Source organism: Flavobacterium sediminis (genome assembly GCF_003148385.1).
GTDB classification, from domain to species: domain Bacteria; phylum Bacteroidota; class Bacteroidia; order Flavobacteriales; family Flavobacteriaceae; genus Flavobacterium; species Flavobacterium sediminis.
This window is the reverse complement of record NZ_CP029463.1, coordinates 1,226,539-1,247,210: the sequence shown is the minus strand read 5'-3', so window position 1 is coordinate 1,247,210 and position 20,672 is coordinate 1,226,539. Positions and strand designations below refer to the sequence as shown.

At 37.1% G+C, this 20,672-nt stretch carries 14 protein-coding genes; 9 read left to right on the top strand and 5 right to left on the bottom strand.

Features of this window, described 5'->3' with window-relative positions; genetic code table 11:
* Positions 1 to 27: 27 nt before the first annotated feature.
* Positions 28 to 2,469, bottom strand: coding sequence for a bifunctional UDP-N-acetylmuramoyl-tripeptide:D-alanyl-D-alanine ligase/alanine racemase (locus DI487_RS05815; protein ID WP_109568793.1), 2,442 nt, complete (start codon positions 2,467 to 2,469; stop codon positions 28 to 30).
* Positions 2,470 to 2,472: 3 nt separating this feature from the next.
* Positions 2,473 to 3,072, bottom strand: a complete 600-nt coding sequence (locus DI487_RS05810; protein WP_109568792.1) for a thymidine kinase — start codon at positions 3,070 to 3,072, stop codon at positions 2,473 to 2,475.
* Between the two features lie 102 nt (positions 3,073 to 3,174).
* On the opposite strand from DI487_RS05810, the gene DI487_RS05805 reads away from it, so the two are divergent.
* From DI487_RS05805 to DI487_RS05795, 3 genes are all read left to right on the top strand, one after another.
* Positions 3,175 to 4,140: a hypothetical protein gene (locus DI487_RS05805; protein ID WP_109568791.1), complete on the top strand. Its 966-nt coding sequence runs from the start codon at positions 3,175 to 3,177 to the stop codon at positions 4,138 to 4,140.
* Between the two features lie 91 nt (positions 4,141 to 4,231).
* Positions 4,232 to 4,903, top strand: coding sequence for a 16S rRNA (cytidine(1402)-2'-O)-methyltransferase (gene rsmI / locus DI487_RS05800; protein WP_109568790.1), 672 nt, complete (start codon positions 4,232 to 4,234; stop codon positions 4,901 to 4,903).
* A 57-nt stretch (positions 4,904 to 4,960) separates the two neighbouring features.
* Positions 4,961 to 5,386: an OsmC family protein gene (locus tag DI487_RS05795; RefSeq protein WP_109568789.1), complete on the top strand. Its 426-nt coding sequence runs from the start codon at positions 4,961 to 4,963 to the stop codon at positions 5,384 to 5,386.
* 151 nt (positions 5,387 to 5,537) lie between these two features.
* On the opposite strand, the gene ade is transcribed toward DI487_RS05795, so the two are convergent.
* Positions 5,538 to 7,160: an adenine deaminase gene (gene ade / locus DI487_RS05790; protein ID WP_109568788.1), complete on the bottom strand. Its 1,623-nt coding sequence runs from the start codon at positions 7,158 to 7,160 to the stop codon at positions 5,538 to 5,540.
* A gap of 149 nt (positions 7,161 to 7,309) precedes the next feature.
* Between ade and recJ the strand changes: the two genes are divergently transcribed.
* Both recJ and DI487_RS05780 read left to right on the top strand, forming a co-directional pair.
* Positions 7,310 to 9,007, top strand: a complete 1,698-nt coding sequence (gene recJ / locus DI487_RS05785) for a single-stranded-DNA-specific exonuclease RecJ (RefSeq protein ID WP_109568787.1) — start codon at positions 7,310 to 7,312, stop codon at positions 9,005 to 9,007.
* The gene (locus tag DI487_RS05780) at positions 8,997 to 10,259 is read left to right on the top strand and encodes an MFS transporter (protein WP_109568786.1); all 1,263 of its coding nucleotides are present in this window, start codon (positions 8,997 to 8,999) and stop codon (positions 10,257 to 10,259) included. The genes recJ and DI487_RS05780 overlap by 11 nt, the downstream gene beginning before the upstream one ends.
* Here the strand turns inward: DI487_RS05780 and DI487_RS05775 are convergent.
* The gene (locus DI487_RS05775; RefSeq protein ID WP_109568785.1) at positions 10,256 to 11,002 is read right to left on the bottom strand and encodes a UDP-2,3-diacylglucosamine diphosphatase; all 747 of its coding nucleotides are present in this window, start codon (positions 11,000 to 11,002) and stop codon (positions 10,256 to 10,258) included. The genes DI487_RS05780 and DI487_RS05775 overlap by 4 nt on opposite strands.
* 163 nt (positions 11,003 to 11,165) lie before the next feature.
* On the opposite strand from DI487_RS05775, the gene DI487_RS05770 reads away from it, so the two are divergent.
* The 4 genes from DI487_RS05770 to DI487_RS05760 all read left to right on the top strand — a co-directional run bounded on the left by DI487_RS05770 (position 11,166) and on the right by DI487_RS05760 (position 20,100).
* Positions 11,166 to 17,213, top strand: coding sequence for a fibronectin type III domain-containing protein (locus DI487_RS05770; RefSeq protein WP_109568784.1), 6,048 nt, complete (start codon positions 11,166 to 11,168; stop codon positions 17,211 to 17,213).
* A 62-nt stretch (positions 17,214 to 17,275) separates the two neighbouring features.
* The gene (locus DI487_RS05765; RefSeq protein WP_109568783.1) at positions 17,276 to 18,211 is read left to right on the top strand and encodes a PorP/SprF family type IX secretion system membrane protein; all 936 of its coding nucleotides are present in this window, start codon (positions 17,276 to 17,278) and stop codon (positions 18,209 to 18,211) included.
* A gap of 18 nt (positions 18,212 to 18,229) precedes the next feature.
* Positions 18,230 to 18,409, top strand: a complete 180-nt coding sequence (locus DI487_RS16265) for a hypothetical protein (RefSeq protein WP_245896539.1) — start codon at positions 18,230 to 18,232, stop codon at positions 18,407 to 18,409.
* Positions 18,410 to 18,465: 56 nt separating this feature from the next.
* Positions 18,466 to 20,100: an OmpA family protein gene (locus DI487_RS05760; RefSeq protein ID WP_245896538.1), complete on the top strand. Its 1,635-nt coding sequence runs from the start codon at positions 18,466 to 18,468 to the stop codon at positions 20,098 to 20,100.
* Positions 20,101 to 20,161: 61 nt separating this feature from the next.
* Here the strand turns inward: DI487_RS05760 and DI487_RS05755 are convergent, their stop codons facing one another.
* Positions 20,162 to 20,611 carry a 6-pyruvoyl trahydropterin synthase family protein gene (locus DI487_RS05755; protein ID WP_109568782.1) on the bottom strand — a complete coding sequence of 150 codons (450 nt, stop codon included), beginning with the start codon at positions 20,609 to 20,611 and terminating at the stop codon, positions 20,162 to 20,164.
* Between the last annotated feature and the right edge of the window lie 61 nt (positions 20,612 to 20,672).

The following is a 20,672-nucleotide window of genomic DNA, read 5'->3' as shown; positions in this document are numbered from 1 at the left end:
TATAAGAACGAATATAGCGAAAATCTTTTAATTTTTATAAAAAACGCGTTTTACTCTTTGTGAAATACCCGTAAGGATTTCATAAGGGATGGTGTTGAGAAATTCCGCTAGTTCTGTGACTTTTGGTCTTTCACCGAAAATGATAACTTCGTCTCCCTCTTTGCAATTTACCCGGGTAACATCAACCATAAGTGTATCCATACAAATATTTCCGATTATATCTGCTCTTTGTCCGTTAATAGTTACGTAACTTTTTTGGTTACCTAAAGATCTTCGGATACCATCAGCATAGCCGATGGGGATAGAGGCTACAGTAGTTGGCTTGTTAGCTATAAATTTTCGGCTGTATCCTACAGATTCTCCTTTCTCAACAATCCGTATTTGTGAAATGATACTTTTTAAAGTACTTACATTCTGCAATTGCTGATTCTCGTAGTCAGAATTGCCTATGCCGTATAGGCCGATGCCTAAACGAACCATTTCCATTTGCATTTCGGGATAATTAAAGATCCCCGAAGTGTTCAGTATGTGCCGAATCGGTTTGATATGAAGTGTCTCTGTTAGCTTTTTTGAATTTTCCTGATAGCATTCAAACTGTTTATAAGTAAACGCGTCAAATTGCTTGTCATCACTGGCGGCTAAGTGCGAGAAAATACTTTTAACGGCTACAAAATTATTGTTTTTTAAAACAGCGATCAGTTCGTCTAACTGAGCCGCTTCGAAACCTAAGCGGTGCATTCCGGTATCCAGTTTGATATGGATGGGATATTGCGAAATATTTTTCTCCTGAGCAATTTTTAAAAAACTGTGTAAGCCGTTTATAGAATAAATTTCCGGTTCCAGATCGTAAGCGATCATGGTGTTAAAACTATAATTTTCAGGGTTTAACACAATTATGGGGGTGCTAATTCCGGCTTTTCTTAATTCTACACCTTCATCGGCAAAGGCGACCCCTAGATAATCAACTTTCAGATGTTCCAATAGCTTAGCGATTTCAAAACCTCCATTGCCATAGCCAAAAGCTTTGAGCATGACCATTACTTTGGTCTCCGGTTTTAATTTTGATCTGTAAAAGTTTAGATTGTAAGTTATAGCATCTAAATTGATTTCCATAACCGTTTCATGTTTTTTCTCTTCCAGTAGTACAACGATCTCATCAAAATTAAAACTTCTGGCACCTTTGACTAAAACCGTTTCGTTTTGGAATGATTGAGTGTTGAATTGTTTTAAAAAATCAGCAGTGGAAGAAAAAGAGATTACATGAGGCAATTTACTTAAATAATTAGAAATAGTTTCGCCAATGGTAATGATGCGGTCAATATGGTTGTTTTGTAAAGTAGAAAAAACCTTTTGGTATAAAACTTCAGTGGGTAAACCACTTTGAAAAATATCCGATACAATGATCGTTTTCTTTTGATGTAATTTTTGTTGTTCTAAGAAATCCAGTGCTATCTTTAGCGATTGGTAATCTGAGGAATAAGAATCATCAATAATGATACAGTTATTAATTCCTTTTTTTGCCTGTAGCCGGATTTCGATCGGATATAAATTCTGAATACGTTCTGTGATTACAGAAATCGAAGTGTTCAAATACAATAAAACACCGATGCAATTCATGGCATTTTGAATTGAGAACTCGTCTGTAAAAGGAAGCGTAACTTCAAAAGTTTGATCTTGGTAAACCAAAGTTAAACGAGTTGCTGTATTTTCAGCCCATTTTTGGGATACAAAAAGCGTAGCGTTTTTATCGGTAAAACTCCAAGTGAGTTTAGGTTGTGAGATATAGTGTTCGATCAATGGGTTTTTCTCCAGAACAACTAGAGAACAATGATTGAAAAGTTTTGTTTTTTCGGCTATTTTTTCTTCTTGTGAGAGGAAACCTTCATCATGCGCCGAACCGATAGAGGTAAAAACTCCGATATTTGGTTGTATGATGTTTTCTAGTTTTTCCATTTCGCCTTTTTGCGAAATCCCGGCTTCAAAAATACCTAAATCGTGTTGTTCATTAATACCAAAGACCGACAATGGAACCCCTACCTGCGAATTGTAACTTTTAGGACTTCGTACGACACTGTAATCCGGACTCAGCAAAAAGTTGAGCCATTCTTTTACGATGGTTTTTCCGTTACTTCCGGTAATCCCTATTATCGGAAAAGAAAACAGACTGCGATAGTAACCTGCCATTTGTTGTAGGGCAAATAGTGTGTTTTCAACCACTAAAAAGTTAGCTTTGTTTTCTAATCCGTCAGGAATATACTGCACAACAAAATTGCGAACTCCTTTATTGATTAATTGTTGAATGTATTGGTGACCGTCATGGTGCGAACCTGTTAAAGCAAAAAATAAAGTGCCATTTCCATTTTGCAATGAACGACTGTCTATAGAGATATTTTCAGGTTTGAAATCTTCAAAACTGCCTGAAACTTTTGCGTTAAGCGCTGAAATAATGCTTGTAAGAGAAAAAGTCACCGTTTACTTATTGTCGTTTTCTTTGTTTTTCTTCATCGCTCTGAAAAAAGCGGCACGGCTAAGCGGTTCGTATTCTTCCGTTTCGCCGAGTAATACTAATTTATCGTCTTGCGATTTTCTAAAGCTGTAATTCGCTAAATTTCCCGTTCGAGTACAAACGGCATGTACTTTAGTAACATATTCGGCTGTAGCCATCAAAGAAGGCATAGGTCCAAACGGGTTGCCCTTAAAGTCCATATCAAGTCCGGCTACAATAACGCGAATGCCTTGATTAGCAAGGTCGTTACAAACCGCTACGATCTCATCATCAAAGAATTGCGCTTCGTCAATTCCGACCACATCACACCCTTGAGCTAAAATTCGGATGTTCTCAGCAACCGGAACCGGAGTAGAGCGAATTTCATTTGCATCATGAGACACCACCATCTCTTCATGATAGCGGGTATCAACAGCGGGTTTAAAAATTTCTACTTTTTGTTTGGCAAATTGAGCGCGTTTCAGTCTACGGATCAATTCTTCGGTTTTGCCCGAAAACATTGAGCCACAGATCACTTCGATCCAGCCAAATTGTTCAGATTGGTTTACAGTATTTTCGAGAAACATTTTGTATCTTTCGGGAAATTAATATTAAATTCTGCTACATTTGTAGTCACAACAAATTTATTAAAAAAGCATCCATATTTTCAATTTCTATTCCATAAAGTTATGAAGAAAAAGTTAGAAGGAGAGTTAATCAGTATAGCTCATAGGGTTTTAAAATTAAAAAATCGTTCTGAGACTAAACAATTACAGGAAGAGGCCAAAAAATTATATGAACAGTTAACGATTTTGAGGTTTTATGAAGAAAACTTTGAAATTGTAAAAGAGGAAATAGCACCGGAAGTATTAGAGGAAAAGTTAGAAACCATTTCTCAGCAAACTGTTGTGGCTGAGCAATCGGATGTAGTAGCACAAGAAGAACAAGTAGAAGAACCAATAGTGGAGGAGGAGCCTGCTTTTGAACCTGAGGTGGCAGCAGAGCTGGCGGAGGAAGAGCCAACACAACAAGAAGAAATAGAAGCCGTTGAAGTTGTAGAAGAAGAGACCGTTTCGGAAATAGCATCTGAACCACAAGTAGCTTTGTTTGATGATGTTTTTGCAGCGGATTTCAAGGAATTGGATTTTGTTAAGGTAGAAGACGTTCCGCAGGAAGTAGAGCAGGTTGCCGACCTAACTTTTGAAGCAGCGCCGGAAACAGATGAATCTCAAGAACAATTAACTACAGAAGACAAACAAGAAGAACCTGTTGCAGTTATCGAAGAAACAGAAATAGAGTCCCAACCTGAGCCGGTTGCAGAACTAAGAGTTGACAAAACCAACGTTCAGGAGATCGTAATAGAGGAAGTGCCTGAGGTCGTTTTTGAAGAACCTAAAGCAATGTCCTTGAATGACCGATTGAACAAAGGCGGAATCAATATCGGGTTGAATGACCGCATTGCTTTTGAGAAAAAACTTTTTGATGGTAGTACTGATGATTTTAACCGTGTATTGTCACAATTAAACACATTTGACTCTTTTGATGAAGCCAGAGGCTTTATTGATAGTTTTGTAAAACCCGATTATAACAATTGGGAAGGTAAAGAAGAATACGAAGTTCGTTTCTTAGAATTCGTAGAAAAGAAATATTTATAATTTTTGGGGTGTTCCCTTTCAGGGTGCACTTTCACTACTCGCTTTCCGCCTCACAGGGCGGGAGCTCAAACAAACGTTCAATCGCTAACACATGGGAAAACTATACCTTGTCCCCACACCTATAGGTAATTTAGAAGACATGACCTTCAGAGCTATCAAAGTGCTCAGAGAAGTAGACTATATTTTAGCAGAAGACACGCGCACAAGTGGAAAACTTCTAAAGCATTTTGAAATTGCAACACCCATGCAAAGTCACCACATGCATAACGAACACAAAACCGTTGAAAATCTGGTAAAGCGCATGCAAGGGGGCGAAACGATTGCTTTAATCAGCGATGCCGGAACACCGGCGATTTCTGATCCGGGTTTTTTGTTAACCAGAGCTTGTGTAGAGAGTGGAGTTGAGGTAGAATGCCTTCCGGGAGCTACGGCTTTTGTGCCGGCTTTAGTGAATAGTGGTTTGCCTAACGATAAATTTGTGTTCGAGGGTTTTTTACCCGATAAAAAAGGACGCCAAACCCGTTTTTTAATCTTAGCTGAAGAAACCCGAACTATGATTTTTTATGTTTCACCGCATAAATTGAACAGAACATTAGCGGAATTTGTACAATACTTTGGTGCCGACAGACCAGTTTCGGTTTCCAGAGAAATTTCAAAATTACACGAAGAAACCGTTCGCGGTACTGCTGAAGAGGTCTTAAAACATTTTGAGGCCAAACCCGCAAAAGGCGAAATAGTAGCGGTTGTTGGCGGGAAGAAATAGTAGTGGTTTATGGAATTTTTTGCAACCAAATAGAATAAATTTACTAAATTAAAAAACATGGCAACACATACAGTAACTACAACTTGGAAGGGTAAAATGCAGTTTGAATCCACAAATCCCAGTGGAGAAACTTTATTAATAAATACCGCACCGGAACACGGCGGAGGCGAAGAAGGATTACGACCGAAAGCTTTGATGCTTTCTGCTTTGGCAGGATGCTCAGGTTTAGATGTCGCTTCTTTAATGGAAAAAATGAAGTTAGAAGTTGACGATTTCAAAATTGAAACCGTTGCCAGTTTAACAGAAGAACACCCGAAAGTATATGATGCTGTGACCGTAGAATATCATTTTTATGGCAGCAATTTAAACGAAGCTAAATTACAGCGTGCAGTCGATTTATCGGTTGAAAAATACTGTGGTGTTATGGAAATGTTCCGTCAATTTGCTAAAATGGAAATTAAGGTTTTGTTTCATCATCAATAAACCAAGTTGTCATTTTGACCAAAGGGAGAAATCACATAATCAAAGTTGAAGCTTATTCAAAATGATGATTTAATATTGATTTCGTTATGTGATTTAGCTACGCTGAACTTATGTTTCTCACTACGTTCGAAATGACAGGTCTGGCATTAATTTACTCCACTTCCAAATCCACAAAAGAGAATGTATTACCGCTAAACAATCCTTTATCAGAAAGTTTTAAATCAGGAATGACCAATAAAGCCATAAACGAAAGCGTCATAAATGGCGCTTTTAACGAGCTTCCCAATGTTTTTGCCATTTGGTCAATTTCCTGATATAATTTTCCGGTTTCCCAACCATCTTTATCACTGATAATTCCGGCAACAGGTAAAGGTAAAACTTTCTGTTCCGAACCATTTACAGCGCAAACACCACCTTTGTTTTCAATTAATAGATTAACCGCTTTACAAATTTCTTCGTCAGAAGTTCCTACTGCTACAATATTGTGGCAATCGTGTGCTACCGAACTTGCAATGGCGCCTTCTTTTAGCCCGAAATTCTTAATAAAAGCGATAGCCGGTCTTGCGTCCTGATAACGGTTAACAACCGTCATCTTTAAAATATCATCAGTAGTGTTGGAAATCAAATTCCCATCTTGTGTTAGAGAAGTATGATGGATTTCATTGGTAATCAATTGTCCTTCTAAAGCTTCAATAACTCTGATTTTATTTGCTGGACTCAATACTTCAAAATCACTTATATTTTTAAGAGAAGTGTTGAAATTATTTGGTGTTTCAAAAGAAATTTCCGGAATAAACGATTTGCCATTTTCAGCGATTAGTTTACCGTTTAAATAGGTTTGAAGTACTTCAAATTGAGCCAAATCTTTTACGACAATAAAATCTGCCGGATCATTTTCTTGTAATAATCCTACGTTCATGTTGTAATGCTTCACCGGATTGATACAAGCGACTTGTAATATTTTAAAAAGGTCTATTCCTTTGGTAACAGCTCTGGCACAAAGAGCATTAATATGACTTACAATTAAATCGTCAGGGTGTTTGTCGTCCGAACAAAACATCATATTTTCATAATGTTCAGGAAGCAAATCGATTAATGCTTCAAAGTTTTTAGCGGCACTTCCTTCGCGAATGATGACTTTCATGCCTAAGGATAATTTTTCGGCAGCTTCGTCATACGTAAAACATTCGTGATCGGTAGTTATTCCTGCTGAAATATATTTTTTTACAGCATCACCTCGTAAACCGGGTGCGTGACCGTCAACAGGTTTGTCGAAATGCTTTGCCCAAGCAATCTTTTTCATAACTTCTTCGTCTTCATGAAGTACTCCGGGGTAATTCATCATTTCAGCTAAATAATGAATGTCGGGAGAGGCTAAAAGTTCTTTAATGCCTTCTGAATCAATTACAGCACCAGCGGTTTCAAAAGAAGTAGCCGGTACACACGACGGAGCTCCGAAATGAAATTTCAGCGGAACTTTTTTACTGTTCTCGATCATGAAAAAAACACCTTCAGCGCCTAAAACATTAGCGATTTCATGCGGATCGGAAATAGTGCCTACAGTTCCGTGTAAAACGGCAATTTTAGCAAATTCTGACGGAACTAACATAGAGCTTTCAATATGAATGTGTGCATCAATAAATCCGGGCATGATGTAATGTTTCACATTGTGTTCTTTTTCTATGACGGATTTAATTTTTCCGTTTTCTACGGTGATTTCTCCGGGAAAGATTCTCTTATTGAAAATGTCAACGATTTGTCCTTGAATTTGCATTTTAATGGGTTTTAAACAGATCTTTTTCAAAATTAAATAAAAAATAAGACCAACGCTAAAAACAATAATTTTAATTCGACATTTCTGTTTACATTTGTATTTCGTACATGCCAAAATCAATTATTCAAATCATTAAAATGTAATTTAATATGCGTTGGAATTTTAAATCAAAGCCACAAAAAGAAAAAGTACAAGCCTTACAACAAGCGTTGCAAGTAGATGAAATTATTGCCACTTTATTGGTTCAAAGGGGAATTGAAACCTTTGAGCAAGCCAAAGAATTTTTCCGCCCGACTTTAGAAGATTTGCACGATCCGTACTTGATGAAGGATATGGATAAAGCGGTGAATCGGATTGAAAGTGCTATTGTAAACGGAGAAAATATTTTAGTTTTCGGAGATTATGATGTCGATGGTACTACTGCTGTTTCTCTGGTTTCTTCTTATTTAAAAACGATTACACCTAATATTGCAACTTATATTCCCGATCGATATACTGAAGGTTACGGTGTCTCTTTTCAGGGAATTGACTTTGCTGATGATAATGATTTCTCCTTAATTATTGCATTAGATTGTGGGATCAAGTCTGTTGAGCATGTACAATATGCAAAAGACAAAGGGATTGATTTTGTAATCTGCGATCACCACCGTCCGGGAGAAATTTTACCGGAAGCCATTGCGGTTTTGGATCCGAAACGAAAAGATTGTTCGTATCCTTATGATGAATTGTGTGGTTGCGGAGTTGGGTTTAAATTGATTCAGGCCTTAGGAATAAATCGAGATCAAACAATAGATGATTTAGTTTCATATCTGGATTTAGTAGCAACAGCCATTGCGGCCGATATCGTTCCGATAACCGGAGAAAACAGAGTTCTGGCTAAATTTGGTTTGGAAGTTATTAATAGGGATCCGAGACCCGGGATCAAGGCTTTGATTCAAAATCTGAAGAAAAAGCAATTAACCATTTCTGATGTGGTGTTTTACATAGCGCCACGAATTAATGCAGCAGGACGAATTAAACACGGAGATTATGCTGTTCGATTACTAACAGAGTTTAATTTGGAGCAAGCCGTTGAGTTCGCTTCTGAAATTGAGTTGTTCAATGCTGATAGAAAAGATCTGGACAAACAAATTACGCAGGAAGCTTTGCTTCAGATCGAAAAAAATGAGGAGGGCGAAAATTTCAGTACGGTAGTGTATCAGGAAGATTGGCATAAAGGTGTAATAGGAATAGTAGCCTCGAGATTGGTGGAGAATTATTATCGTCCGACTATAGTTTTTACAAAGAGTGGAACTAAATTAGCGGCATCTGCACGTTCCGTGCAGGGGTTTGATGTATATAATGCGCTGGAGGCTTGTTCTGAATATCTGGAACAATTCGGCGGGCACATGTATGCTGCCGGAATGACGCTTTTAGAAGAGAATTATAAAAAGTTTAAGGAAGCTTTTGAAAAAGAAGTTAAAGCTACAATTCAGCCTGAGATTTTGACACCTGAGGTTTCAATTGATGCTGAAATAGAATTAAATGAAATAACGCCTAAACTTGTTCGGATTTTAAAACAATTTGAACCTTTCGGACCGCAGAATATGACACCGGTTTTTGTAGCATACAATGTTATAGATTCAGGTTATGCAAAAACTATCGGAGCTGAACATGAGCATTTGAAATTATATCTGAAACAGGGAGATTCTACAGGCTTTGGGGCAGTGGGTTTCGGTTTGGGGAATAAATTAGATAATGTAAGCAATAGAAAATCATTTGACATAGTTTTTTCTATAGAAGAAAACGAATGGAAAGATGTCGTTTCCATTCAATTACAAATAAGAGATATACAGAATGAAGCCTAAAAAAGATCCGTTTTCATCCTTGCGGATAAAAGAATTCCGTTGGTTTATTTTAATGCGTTTAGCCTTGGTTTTGGCTTGGTCTATGCAATTTGTTTTAGTGGAATGGGAAGTTTACAGTATAACTAAAGATCCTTTTTCATTAGGATTGATCGGTTTAATGGAGGTGATTCCGGCTGTGAGTATGGCTTTGTTTGCAGGACATATAGTAGATCAAAATGAAAAACGAGGCTTGTTATTGAAATGTTTGGCGGCTTTGGTATCTATTAGTTCTATGTTGTGTTTATTAGTGTATTCTGAATTTACAGAACATCTGGATGAAAAAATAGTATTGTGGACCATTTACGGGTTAGTGTTTTTAGGAGGAATTGTAAGAGCTTTTATTATTCCGTCTGTTTTTAGTTTACTAGGTTTGATAGTTCCTAAGAAAGAATATCCGAATGCAGCGACCTGGAGTAGTTCAACGTGGCAAATATCAGCAGTTTTTGGTCCTGCAATTGCAGGTTTTGCTATTGGTTGGATCGGGGTTTTTTGGTCATTGGTTTTTGTAGTATTTAGTATTTTAATAGCAATCGGAGCTTTGTTTCAGGTGGAAAGAAAGCCTATTTTGAATCAGAAACTGGGCGAACCGATGTTGAAAAGTTTAAAAGAAGGATTGGATTTTGTGTTCACGCACAAAACAGTTCTTAACGCTATGGCACTCGACATGTTTGCTGTTTTGTTTGGCGGTGCTGTAGCACTACTTCCGGTTTTTGCACAAGATATATTAAAGGTAGGTTCGCAAGGGTTCGGAATTTTAAGAGCAGCACCTGCAGTGGGAAGTTTGCTGACTATGTTGATCGCCACATCTTTACCGTTACACCGACAAGCAGGAAAAAAATTATTGACGGCTGTTTTTGGTTTCGGGATCTGTATTATTGTTTTCGGATTGTCAACTAATTTTTGGCTGTCGGTTTTTGCCTTGTTTTTAAGCGGAGTGACAGACGGAATTTCAGTGGTTATTCGTCAAACAATCCTGCAGATATATACTCCGGATCACATGCGCGGCAGGGTTTCGTCTGTGAACTCTATTTTTGTCGGATCATCTAATGAATTAGGCGCTTTTGAAAGTGGGTTTACTTCAAAATTAATGGGAGGAGTTGTGAATGCTGTTGTTTTCGGCGGAATTATGACTTTAGTGGTTGTTACAGGTACGGCAGTTGTTTCACCCAAATTCAGAGAGTTAGATATAGAGAAGGATATGGAAAATCTCTAATATTTTTTCAGTTCAAACTTTTCGCCGTCAAAAACGCCATAGGTAAAATAACTGATCCAGTCTCCTAAATTGATATATTGTGAGTTTTTGCCAACATTAATCACTAATGGTAGGTGGCGGTGACCAAAAACAAAATAATCGTAATGTTTGGTTTCTAATTTTCTCTTAGTATATTGAACTAACCATTCGTTTTCTTCTCCTAAGAACTTTACGTCTTCTTCTCCGGATATCAATTTGTTCTTCACAGAAAGATATTGTGCTAATCGTACTCCCAAATCAGGGTGTAACCAACGAAACAGCCATTTTGAGAAAGGGTTGGTAAAAACTTTTTTCATGCGTTTGTAACCAAGATCACCAGGGCCCTTTCCGTCACCATGACCGATTAAAAACGTTTTACCGTTAAAAGTAAATTCTTGATTGTCGTGGTATACGGGAATATTGAGCTCTTTTTCAAAGTAATCAAACATCCAAAGGTCGTGATTGCCTACAAAGAAATAAATAGGTATTCCGGAATCCCGGATCTCAGCCAGTTTACCTAATACTCTTATAAAGCCTTTAGGAACAACTGTTTTGTATTCAAACCAAAAATCAAATAAGTCGCCTAAAAGGAAAATAGCTTCGGCTTCTTCTTTTACTTCATCCAACCATTTTACAAATTTTTGTTCGCGTGGAAAACTTCTCTCAGGTGTAGGGGCTCCGAAGTGCTGGTCAGAAGCGAAAAATACTTTTTTATTTTTATTCAACTTTTATTGATTTTTATTAGAGACTTTGCAAAAATAACTAAATAATAAATTGGTTATATAACAAAATTTTAGGTAAATGTTAATTTTTAGAAAGAATATTTATTAGTTGTTTTAAATTGTTAAATTTGGCAAATTAATCAAACCATAACAAAAAATTAACATAATGAAAAAACTTTTACTTTTTTTCATGTCATTAAGTTTCTTGTTTTCTTCAGGTCAGGTCTTGTTTGAAGGATTTGAAGGAACAAGTACGCCTGCTGCAGGAGACTGGAGTTTAGGATCAGGTACTTGGAAGATTTTTGACAATGGAATTGGATTGGCTCAAACTTGGCAGCCGACAACATCTGCTGTGTATGCCGGGTCAAGAGCTGCTTTTCTTAACAAAGAGAATGTTACAGACGGGACAACTGCATTAGACTGGTTGGTAACTCCGCAGGTAGCAGTGCCGGCAGACGGGCAATTGCGTTTCTTTACAAGAAAAACCCAAGCCGCTAACTATGGTAGTATTTATACTATCAGGGTCTCTACTGCGACCCAAACAACAGCTACTGATTTTACGATTGTTCAGACATGGACAGAAAGTGATTTGGTGGCTAACTTTAGCGTTTACGAACAGAAAGTAGTTGACCTAGCAGCTTATATAGGTCAAAATGTCTACATCGCTTTCGTTATGGAGACGGACAACGGAGATAGATGGTTGGTGGATAATGTTTATGTTGATTCTAAATGTGATCCGGTAACCGCTTTAACCGCGGGTTCCATTTCTGATACTTCTGCAGACCTTAGCTGGACTTCAGGAGCTCCTATTTATGAAATAGAATACGGTATTACCGGATTTGCTCCGGGTACAGGTACGGTTATTACAAATATTACCGGTAATAATTATCTACTAACGGGTCTCGTAGCAGGAACAACTTATGATTATTATGTAAGAGCAGACTGTGGGGGAGAAAATTATAGTGATTGGACGACTGATCCATATACTTTTACAACGGCATTATGTCCGATAGCGAATCAGTGTGTGTTTAATTTTATTATGACTGATTCAGGAGGGAATGGTTGGCAAGGAAATACTATGACCATTTCTCAAAATGGTGTTGATGTAGCAACGATAGGTTCTACATTTACTTCTGGTGGTGGACCGGTTACAGTTGGAGTCCCATTATGTCAAGGGCAGCCTTATCAGCTTTTCTGGAATAGTGGTGGGACAAGTCCAACTCAGGTGGGTATTGAAATTCAAAACCCTTCTACAGGAACTACTGAGTTTACTCATGCTCCTGGGACTAATCTTCAGAACTCTATTTTGTTTCAAAGTGTAGCGGCATGTACACCGCCTACTTGTCCTCAACCGACAAATATTACAGTATCAGGTGTTAACGCTGATTCAGGGTTAATTACATGGACGGATAACACTTCCGGCAATGCATCAGAATGGAATATTGTTATTCAACCGGCAGGTACAGGTTATCCGGATGCAACTACAACGATAACAGCAACTGTAAATAGTACTTCTTACAATTTCTCAGGATTGAATTCAGATACAGAATATGAAGTTTATATCAATGCAATCTGTGATGCAACAACAACTCCTGATCCGAGTTTTTGGTCAGGACCTCAAAACTTTGCGACAACTAAGGATTATTGTGGAGGAGATTCATTTACTGATTCAGGAGGAACCGGAGGGAATTATTCAAATAATGAGAATGTAATAACGACTATTTGTCCTGATAATCCGGGAGATATAGTTACGGTTATATTTAACTCTTTTCAAACAGAATCTTGTTGTGATCACCTATTAGTTTATGATGGGGATAATACTTCAGCTCCTTTATTAGGGGATTATGTAGGAACAAACATTCCGCCGATTCTTGTTTCAACGGCAGCTTCAGGTTGTTTGACATTTCACTTTACATCTGATAGTAGTGTAGTGTATTCTGGTTGGGATGCAACAGTTATCTGTGGTCCGCCACCAGCGTGTGCGCAACCAACGGATTTATCAGCTACAAATATTACATCTGACTCAGCAACATTGTCATGGACAGATAATAATACTCCTGCAATTAGCAGTTGGCAAATTGTGGTGCAACCGGTAGGTTCAGGATATCCAACCAGTTCATCAACGACTATTCCTGTTACTTCTACAACTTATACGGTTCAGAATTTAGATCCAAATACTTCTTACGAATATTATGTGTTAGCAGATTGTGGAGCAACAGACGGAGTAAGTTATTGGACAGGGCCGTTAGCGTTTAATACGCTTTTCCCGGGATGTAATGGCTCAGATCCTGCAGGGAATGAGTGTGTTACTGCAGTTCCGGTATGTACTTTAGATGGTTATTGTGGTAATACTTCGGGAACGTATACAGTTAATACTTGGCCTGAATTGTCAAGTGCATTTTGTGGGTCAATTGAAAATAACTCATTTTTGACTTTCCAAGCTACGTCTACTTCAATTACATTAGATGTAAACGTAGGAAACTGTACAAACGGTAGTGGTATTCAGTTTATGGTCTTTACTGCTACTCAATGTGGAAGTGGACCTGTTACCGAAATTGAGTGTTTCTTTTCTATGAATCCAGGGGTTAATACTTTGAATATAACTGGTTTAACACCTGGCGTGACTTATTATTTAATGATTGACGGTTTTGCCGGTGCAATATGTGACTATTCTGTATCTGTAGCTGCTGGTTCAGGTGGTTCAACAGCAACAAATGTTAATATTGTAGAAGATGATACTACAATATGTATGGGTGAATCTATCACATTAAATGCAACCGGAGGAAATGGTGTGTTTAACTGGTCAACAGATTGGTCACCTGCTCCTGAGCTTGATACAACAACAGGAAATATTGTAGTGTTTACTCCTACAGCTCCTGGTGTATATACAATTACAACAGAAACAGACGATACTAATACAATTTGTGCTACTTCTGACTTTGTCGTAATTACAGTTTTAGATGATACAGATCCGTCGTTCTCAAATCCGGGACCTATCTGTCAAGGATCTCCTAATGTAACGTTACCGACATCAGACTCAAATGGTATTACAGGTACATGGACACAAGGAGGAACGGCTGTTACAGAAATAGATGCAACTACGGCTGGTATCTACGACTATATATTTACTCCGGATGCAAGTTTCCAGTGTGCTGATCCGTTTACGATGCAAGTACAAGTTTTAGCAACATGTACATTTAATGCTTATTCAACAGCTGTTTATTTAGATAATTGTGAGACTACTGATCCGGGAGAATATTTTAATACCACCGGTTCAGATTCATTTGACGGAGGAACTTTGAATACGTTCTCTAACAATGACTTAGGTACTTATGTTCAGAATTCAGGTAACTTAGTATTAAAAGGTGGAGCATTAAAGTCATTCAAAACAGCTACATCAAATGTTTGTGGTGGTAATATGTATTACCGTGTATATGAAGCTTCTGCTACGCCTGGAACTTTTACAACTATTCCGTTTGCTTATGTAGAAGATTGTGGTGCCGGAAATACTTTTACTTCAGGAGCCGTTTGTAATCCGGGAGATCAGATTTGGGCTGAGCTTTCTCAAGCGATTGATCTAACAACTAATGCACCGGGAGACTATTATTTAGAAGTTTATTATGATTTAGTAGGGGATAACAATGACCCTACTCAATGTGATGATACTATTTTAGTTGATAATGCAGGTAATAATTTCGTTGCTTCGTTCTCAATTCAAAATACACCTAGTTTTACACAACAAAATGAGGAATGTAATAGTTCAAATGCTGTAATCACTATTGCAGGATTTAATCCTGGGGATGTTTATGCAGTAACTTATCAGGATGATACAACAGTTGTAGGTCCTGTTAATTATACAGCTACATCTAACGGGGATATTATTATTACAGGATTAGATGCCGGTACATATTCAGATTTCAGTTTCGTTATTAACGGATGTACTATTTCTGATCCGACACCTATTGTTATTACAAATTTTGCACCTGTAGTAACACAAGTGACATCAAATGATCCGATTTGTTATGGTGAAGACGCAGTGTTCACTGTAGTAGCAACACCTAACTTTAATATAAGATATACAATTAATGGCGGAGCGCCACAGACTATAGGAGTTGATAACACCGGAATAACAACAATTACTATTCCTGCTCCTGCTGTTGGTACGGTAGATTTAGCATTAACCAATATTTTCAATACAGTATGTGATGTAACAGTTTTTGATACTTCTTCTGTAACGGTTAATCCATTACCGACTGCTAGTATATCGGCTGCTTCTCCTTACACATGTTTGGGAACTGATGCGATATTTAATATAACCGGTACGGCAGATGCTGAAGTTAATTATTCAGTAAACGGTGGAGCAACACAAATGTTGACTCTGGATGCTACAGGAAATTATGTTCTTAACATAACTTCAACAACTAATTTAGAAGTTGTGTTGTTAGATGTAACAAATCCAACGACTAACTGTACAAATACAATCGCAGGACAAGTTGCAACAGTTGCAATAGTTTCTGTGCCTGATGTTACATTAGATGAAGTAGTTCAGCCGACATGTGATGTTCAAGAAGGAACAATTACTATAGCAGAACCATTAATTTCTCAATTGAATTATCCAGGAAACTTATTTATTTCTGAAGTGACTGATGCATCTAACAACGGATCGTCACAGGTGAAATTAAATTATATTGAAATTTATAACGGAACAGGGGCACCTGTAGATTTAAGTAACTATAAAGTTAAAGTGGATGCTAATGTGGATTGTGAGATAACATTAAGCGGAATGTTAGCAAATGATGATCTAATAGTTGTGAAATATGGTACGGCTACTCCGATTGCCGGTGTTGCTTATGATTTTGAATTTACAGGATGTACGGGTGATATCAATAACAATGATATGGTACTGTTAACAGATTTAAATGATGTTGTAATTGATGTTTGGGGACAATTAACATATTTTACACCAGGAAATCAGGTAGGATATAACTATAAGAGAAATACTTTAGGAACAACCCTTCCTTCACCGATCTGGGATCCGGCTGATTGGACGGTTACAGACTGGACATCTTATGCTACAGACGACTATTCAGATGTTGGTATCTATACTTTATTTGTAGCAAGTTATGAATATATCTTAAGTGATGGCACGAACTCTACAACGATAACTGTTCCTGATCCGAATGATTTATCACAGTTGCCAACATTTACTAATGTGACTCCTGGCACATATACAGTGACAGCTTATGATACGGCGGTTGGATGTTATTCAGCTAGTTTAAGCGTTACAATAGATCCGGCTCCGGCGGCTGTTCAAGCAACATTTGATCCGGTAACATTGTGTTTAGGCGATATTAACAATATAGCACTACCGACTACTTCATTAGAAGGTTATACAGGTCAGTGGACTTATGGTGGAACAGCTGTAACAGATATTGATACATCAGTAGCAGGAACATTTACGTATGACTTTACTCCGGATGCTGGTCAATGTGCAACAGCCGGTACTTTAGCAGTTACTATAACAGATGCAGCTCCTGCAACATTTAACCCTGTAACATTATGTTTGGATGATGTAAATGCAGCTAATATAGCGCTACCTGCTACTTCATTAGAAGGTTATACAGGTCAGTGGACTTACGGTGGAACAGCAGTAACGAATATTGATACATCTGTAGCGGGAACATTTACATATGACTTTACTCCGGATGGAGGTCAATGTGCTGCTCAAGGAACATTAGACGTTACAATTAGCGATAAATTAAATGTGTCTTTTGAAAGTGTTGAGATTTGTGCTAACGCTGCTTTAGAATTCCCAGTAGAATCTTACGAAGGATATTCTTTAACAGGGACATGGAATCCGTCTGAAATAGCTACAAGTATAGGAACTTATACTTATACCTTTACTCCGGATGATGTTTGTTATGCTCAAGGTACTTTTGTAGTTGATGTTATTGCTTGTGAAATTCCGAAAGGAATCTCTCCTAATGGTGATGGCTTAAATGATGAATGGGATTTAACATCTTTCAATGTAACTAAAGTAGAAATCTTTAACCGTTACGGATTGAAAGTTTATTCTAAATCGGGTTATACAGATGAGTGGCATGGACAATCAGATAATGGTAATGATTTACCTTCTGCTACTTACTATTATGTGGTTGAGTTCAATGACATGCCGACAAGAACCGGTTGGGTTTATATCAATAGAGAAGAGTAAAATTAGTAGAGTAAGCTTCCTCTTTAAAAAAAGAGGAAGCTACCTTAAAAAAGCATTTAATAATGAAAAAACTTTTATTAGTTATAATTACGTTGCTGGGAATCTCAAATGAGATGCTAGCTCAGCAAGACCCCCACTATACTCAATACATGTATAACATGAGTGTAATGAATCCTGCCTATGCCGGTTCTAAGGAGAATTTAGCCTTAGGATTATTGTATAGAAAGCAGTGGGTAGATATTGAGGACGCTCCGACTACAGCTACTTTTTTTGGACATAGTCCCGTTGGTAAGAATGTAGGTTTAGGACTTTCGGTTATTTCAGATAAGATAGGTCCGGTTGAAGAAAATAATATTTACGGAGATTTCTCATATACATTAAACTTAGGCGGAGAGCATAAATTAGCTTTTGGGATCAAAACTGGTTTAACTTTGCATAAAGTCGGGCTATATTCTGATATCGGAAATGGTCATGTTCCAGATGCGAATGACCCTGCTTTCCAAGAGAATGTGAGTAATACCTATTTTAATATCGGTTCGGGACTTTTTTACTATACCAATAAATACTATGTTGGTTTCTCAGTTCCTAATATGTTAAAATCAAAACATTTGGATTTATCTGTGAATGGTGATCAATACCAGTTCGGTTCTGAAACGTCTCACTATTTCTTAACGGGGGGATATGTATTTGATCTTTCTCAAACGGTAAAATTCAAACCGTTTTTCATGTTGAAGTCAGCATTTAATGTTTCTCCTTCATTAGATCTATCAGCTAACTTTTTGTTTAATCAGAAGTTTGAAATTGGTGGAACTTACCGATTAGATGACAGTTTCGGAGCGATGGCCAGTTATGCAATTACTCAAAATTTAAAAATTGGTTATGCATATGACCATATTATTTCTGATTTGAAAGTAACAACGCCTTCATCTCATGAGATTATATTATTGTTTGATTTGAACTTCCCTAAGAAAGTTTCAAGTTCACCAAGATTTTTCTAACCTAAAAGCGATAACGACATGAAGAAAATTTTTATTACACTTAGTTTTGTGATCGCTTGTGAGATGTTAAGCGCACAAACAAAAGAGACAAAAGCAGCTGATAAGCTTTTTGATCGATATGAATATACCGAAGCTGCTAATGAATACCTGAAACTTGCGGATAAAGGAAACGGGATTCTTACATCAATAAACAATTAGCAGAATGTTATTATAATGTTTTCAACTCCAAAGAGGCAGTAAAGTGGTATGCTAAAGTGGTTGAAGAACCTCAGGATGCAGAAACATATTTTAAATATGCTCAAATGTTGAAGGCAGAAGGTAAATATGCAGAAGCGGATAAGCAAATGGATAAATTTGCTTCTTTAGCGCCAAAAGACCAAAGAGCTATTGCCTATAAGGGAAATCCGAATTATTTAATAGCACTAAAGGAACAGGCTAAATTGTTTGAGATTGAACCATCAGATATCAGTAGTGATAAATCTGATTTCGGAGCTGTTTTGACTGCTGATAACACCATTTATTTTACCAGCGCCAGAAATACAGCTAGAAAAACTCACGGCTGGAATGATGAGCCTTATTTGGATATTTATAAAGCGACTTATAATTCAAACGGAACAATAAGTGAAGCAACTGAATTAGATGGTGTAAATACGAAATGGCACGACGGACCGTTGGCAATTACAAATGATGGTAATACTATTTATTTTGCCAGTGAGAGTTTCAATGAAGGTCAGTTTGAAAAAGAAAAAGCTAGCTACCAAACATTGAAAAAAGGTAAGATTTACTTATACAAAGCAACTAAAGAGGGAGATACATGGGGAAATAAGAAATTGCTTCCTTTTAATGATACTACTTATTCTGTTAGAAACCCAAGTATAAGTAAAGACGGAAAAACTTTATACTTTTCTTCCGATATGCCGGGAGGTATAGGCGGAGAAGATATTTGGAAAGTTTCTGTTAACGGTGATGAATACGGTGAACCGGTTAATTTAGGTTCGCTTGTAAATACAGAAGCAAATGAGAGTTTCCCTTTCATTGCTGATGATAATGTTTTATATTTCGCTTCTGACGGAAAACAAGGTTTCGGAGGTCTGGATGTTTACAAGGTTGATTTAAACAAGAATGATAAAGCCGTTAATTTAGGTGCTCCTGTAAATGGAGAAAAAGATGATTTTTCATTTGCTTATAACAAAGACAAAAAAGTAGCTTTATTTTCTAGTAATAGAGCAGGAGTAGATAATATTTATATTGCAACACCGATTTGTGGAGTTAACGGATTAGTAATAGCTAAAAATGCAAAAACAGGAGAAGTTATCGAAGGTGTAAATGTTATTGCTTTGGATGACAAAAATGCTACTGTTGCAACAAAATCAACAGCTATGAATGGAAAAACAGCTTTCAATTTACTTTGTGATAAGTCGTATTCATTCCAGGCAAGTAAGTCAGGATTTGAGCCTGCTGTAACTACGTTAAACCCATCTGAAGGTGGTGATCAGATAGTTGAAATATTATTAGAGCCGGTTAAACCGATTATTACTGAAACAGAAGTTATTTTACAACCAATCTTCTTTGAGTTCAATAAGAGCAATATTACTGCGCAAGGAGCTGAAGAGTTGGATAAGTTAGTTGAAGTAATGAATGAGCATCCGGATATGGTTATCTTTGTAAAATCACATACGGATAGCAGAGGTAGTGATCGATACAATATGAACTTGTCTGACAGAAGAGCTAAAGCTACTGTACAATATGTAATTTCAAAAGGAATTGCTAAAGATAGAATTTCAGGTCAAGGATTTGGTGAATCAGAGCCAAAAATTGAATGTAAAAAATGTACGGATGAGGAATATGCTCAAAACAGACGTTCTGAATTCATGATTGTGAAAAAATAAGACATTTCTCTTATAATTAAAAAGTCCCGCATTGCGGGACTTTTTTTATACATCTAAATTTTTAATTATCAGAAGCAAACCATTCCGCAAAGGAAGTTTCAGTTTCCTGCAAGCGAAGTGAAAATAATTTGATGTCTTCAGGAAGCCTTCTTTTGATCTTTTCGGCAAAATCAATTACCATATTTTCACTGGTTGGCTGATAGTCTACTAAAATAACGTGATGACCTCTTTTTTTGAGCTCGTTTGCTAATTCTATATGAGGTGTGTTCTGATTGAAAACAGTTGCATGATCAAAGATGTCTACAATATCTTCTTTAACAATCTTTTTAAGGTCGCCAAAATCAATCACCATTCCGTATTTAACATTAGAAGTGTCCTGAATAGGTTTTCCGATAACGGTTACTGATAATTTATAGCTGTGACCATGAACATTTTTACACTTTCCGTCATATCCGTATAAAGCATGTCCGGTCTCAAATGTAAATTGCTTGGTGATTCTAATTTTACTCATTCTTTATAAAAAATTACGATACAAAATTAATAAATTATTCGAAGTAAATTTTGTATTGTTT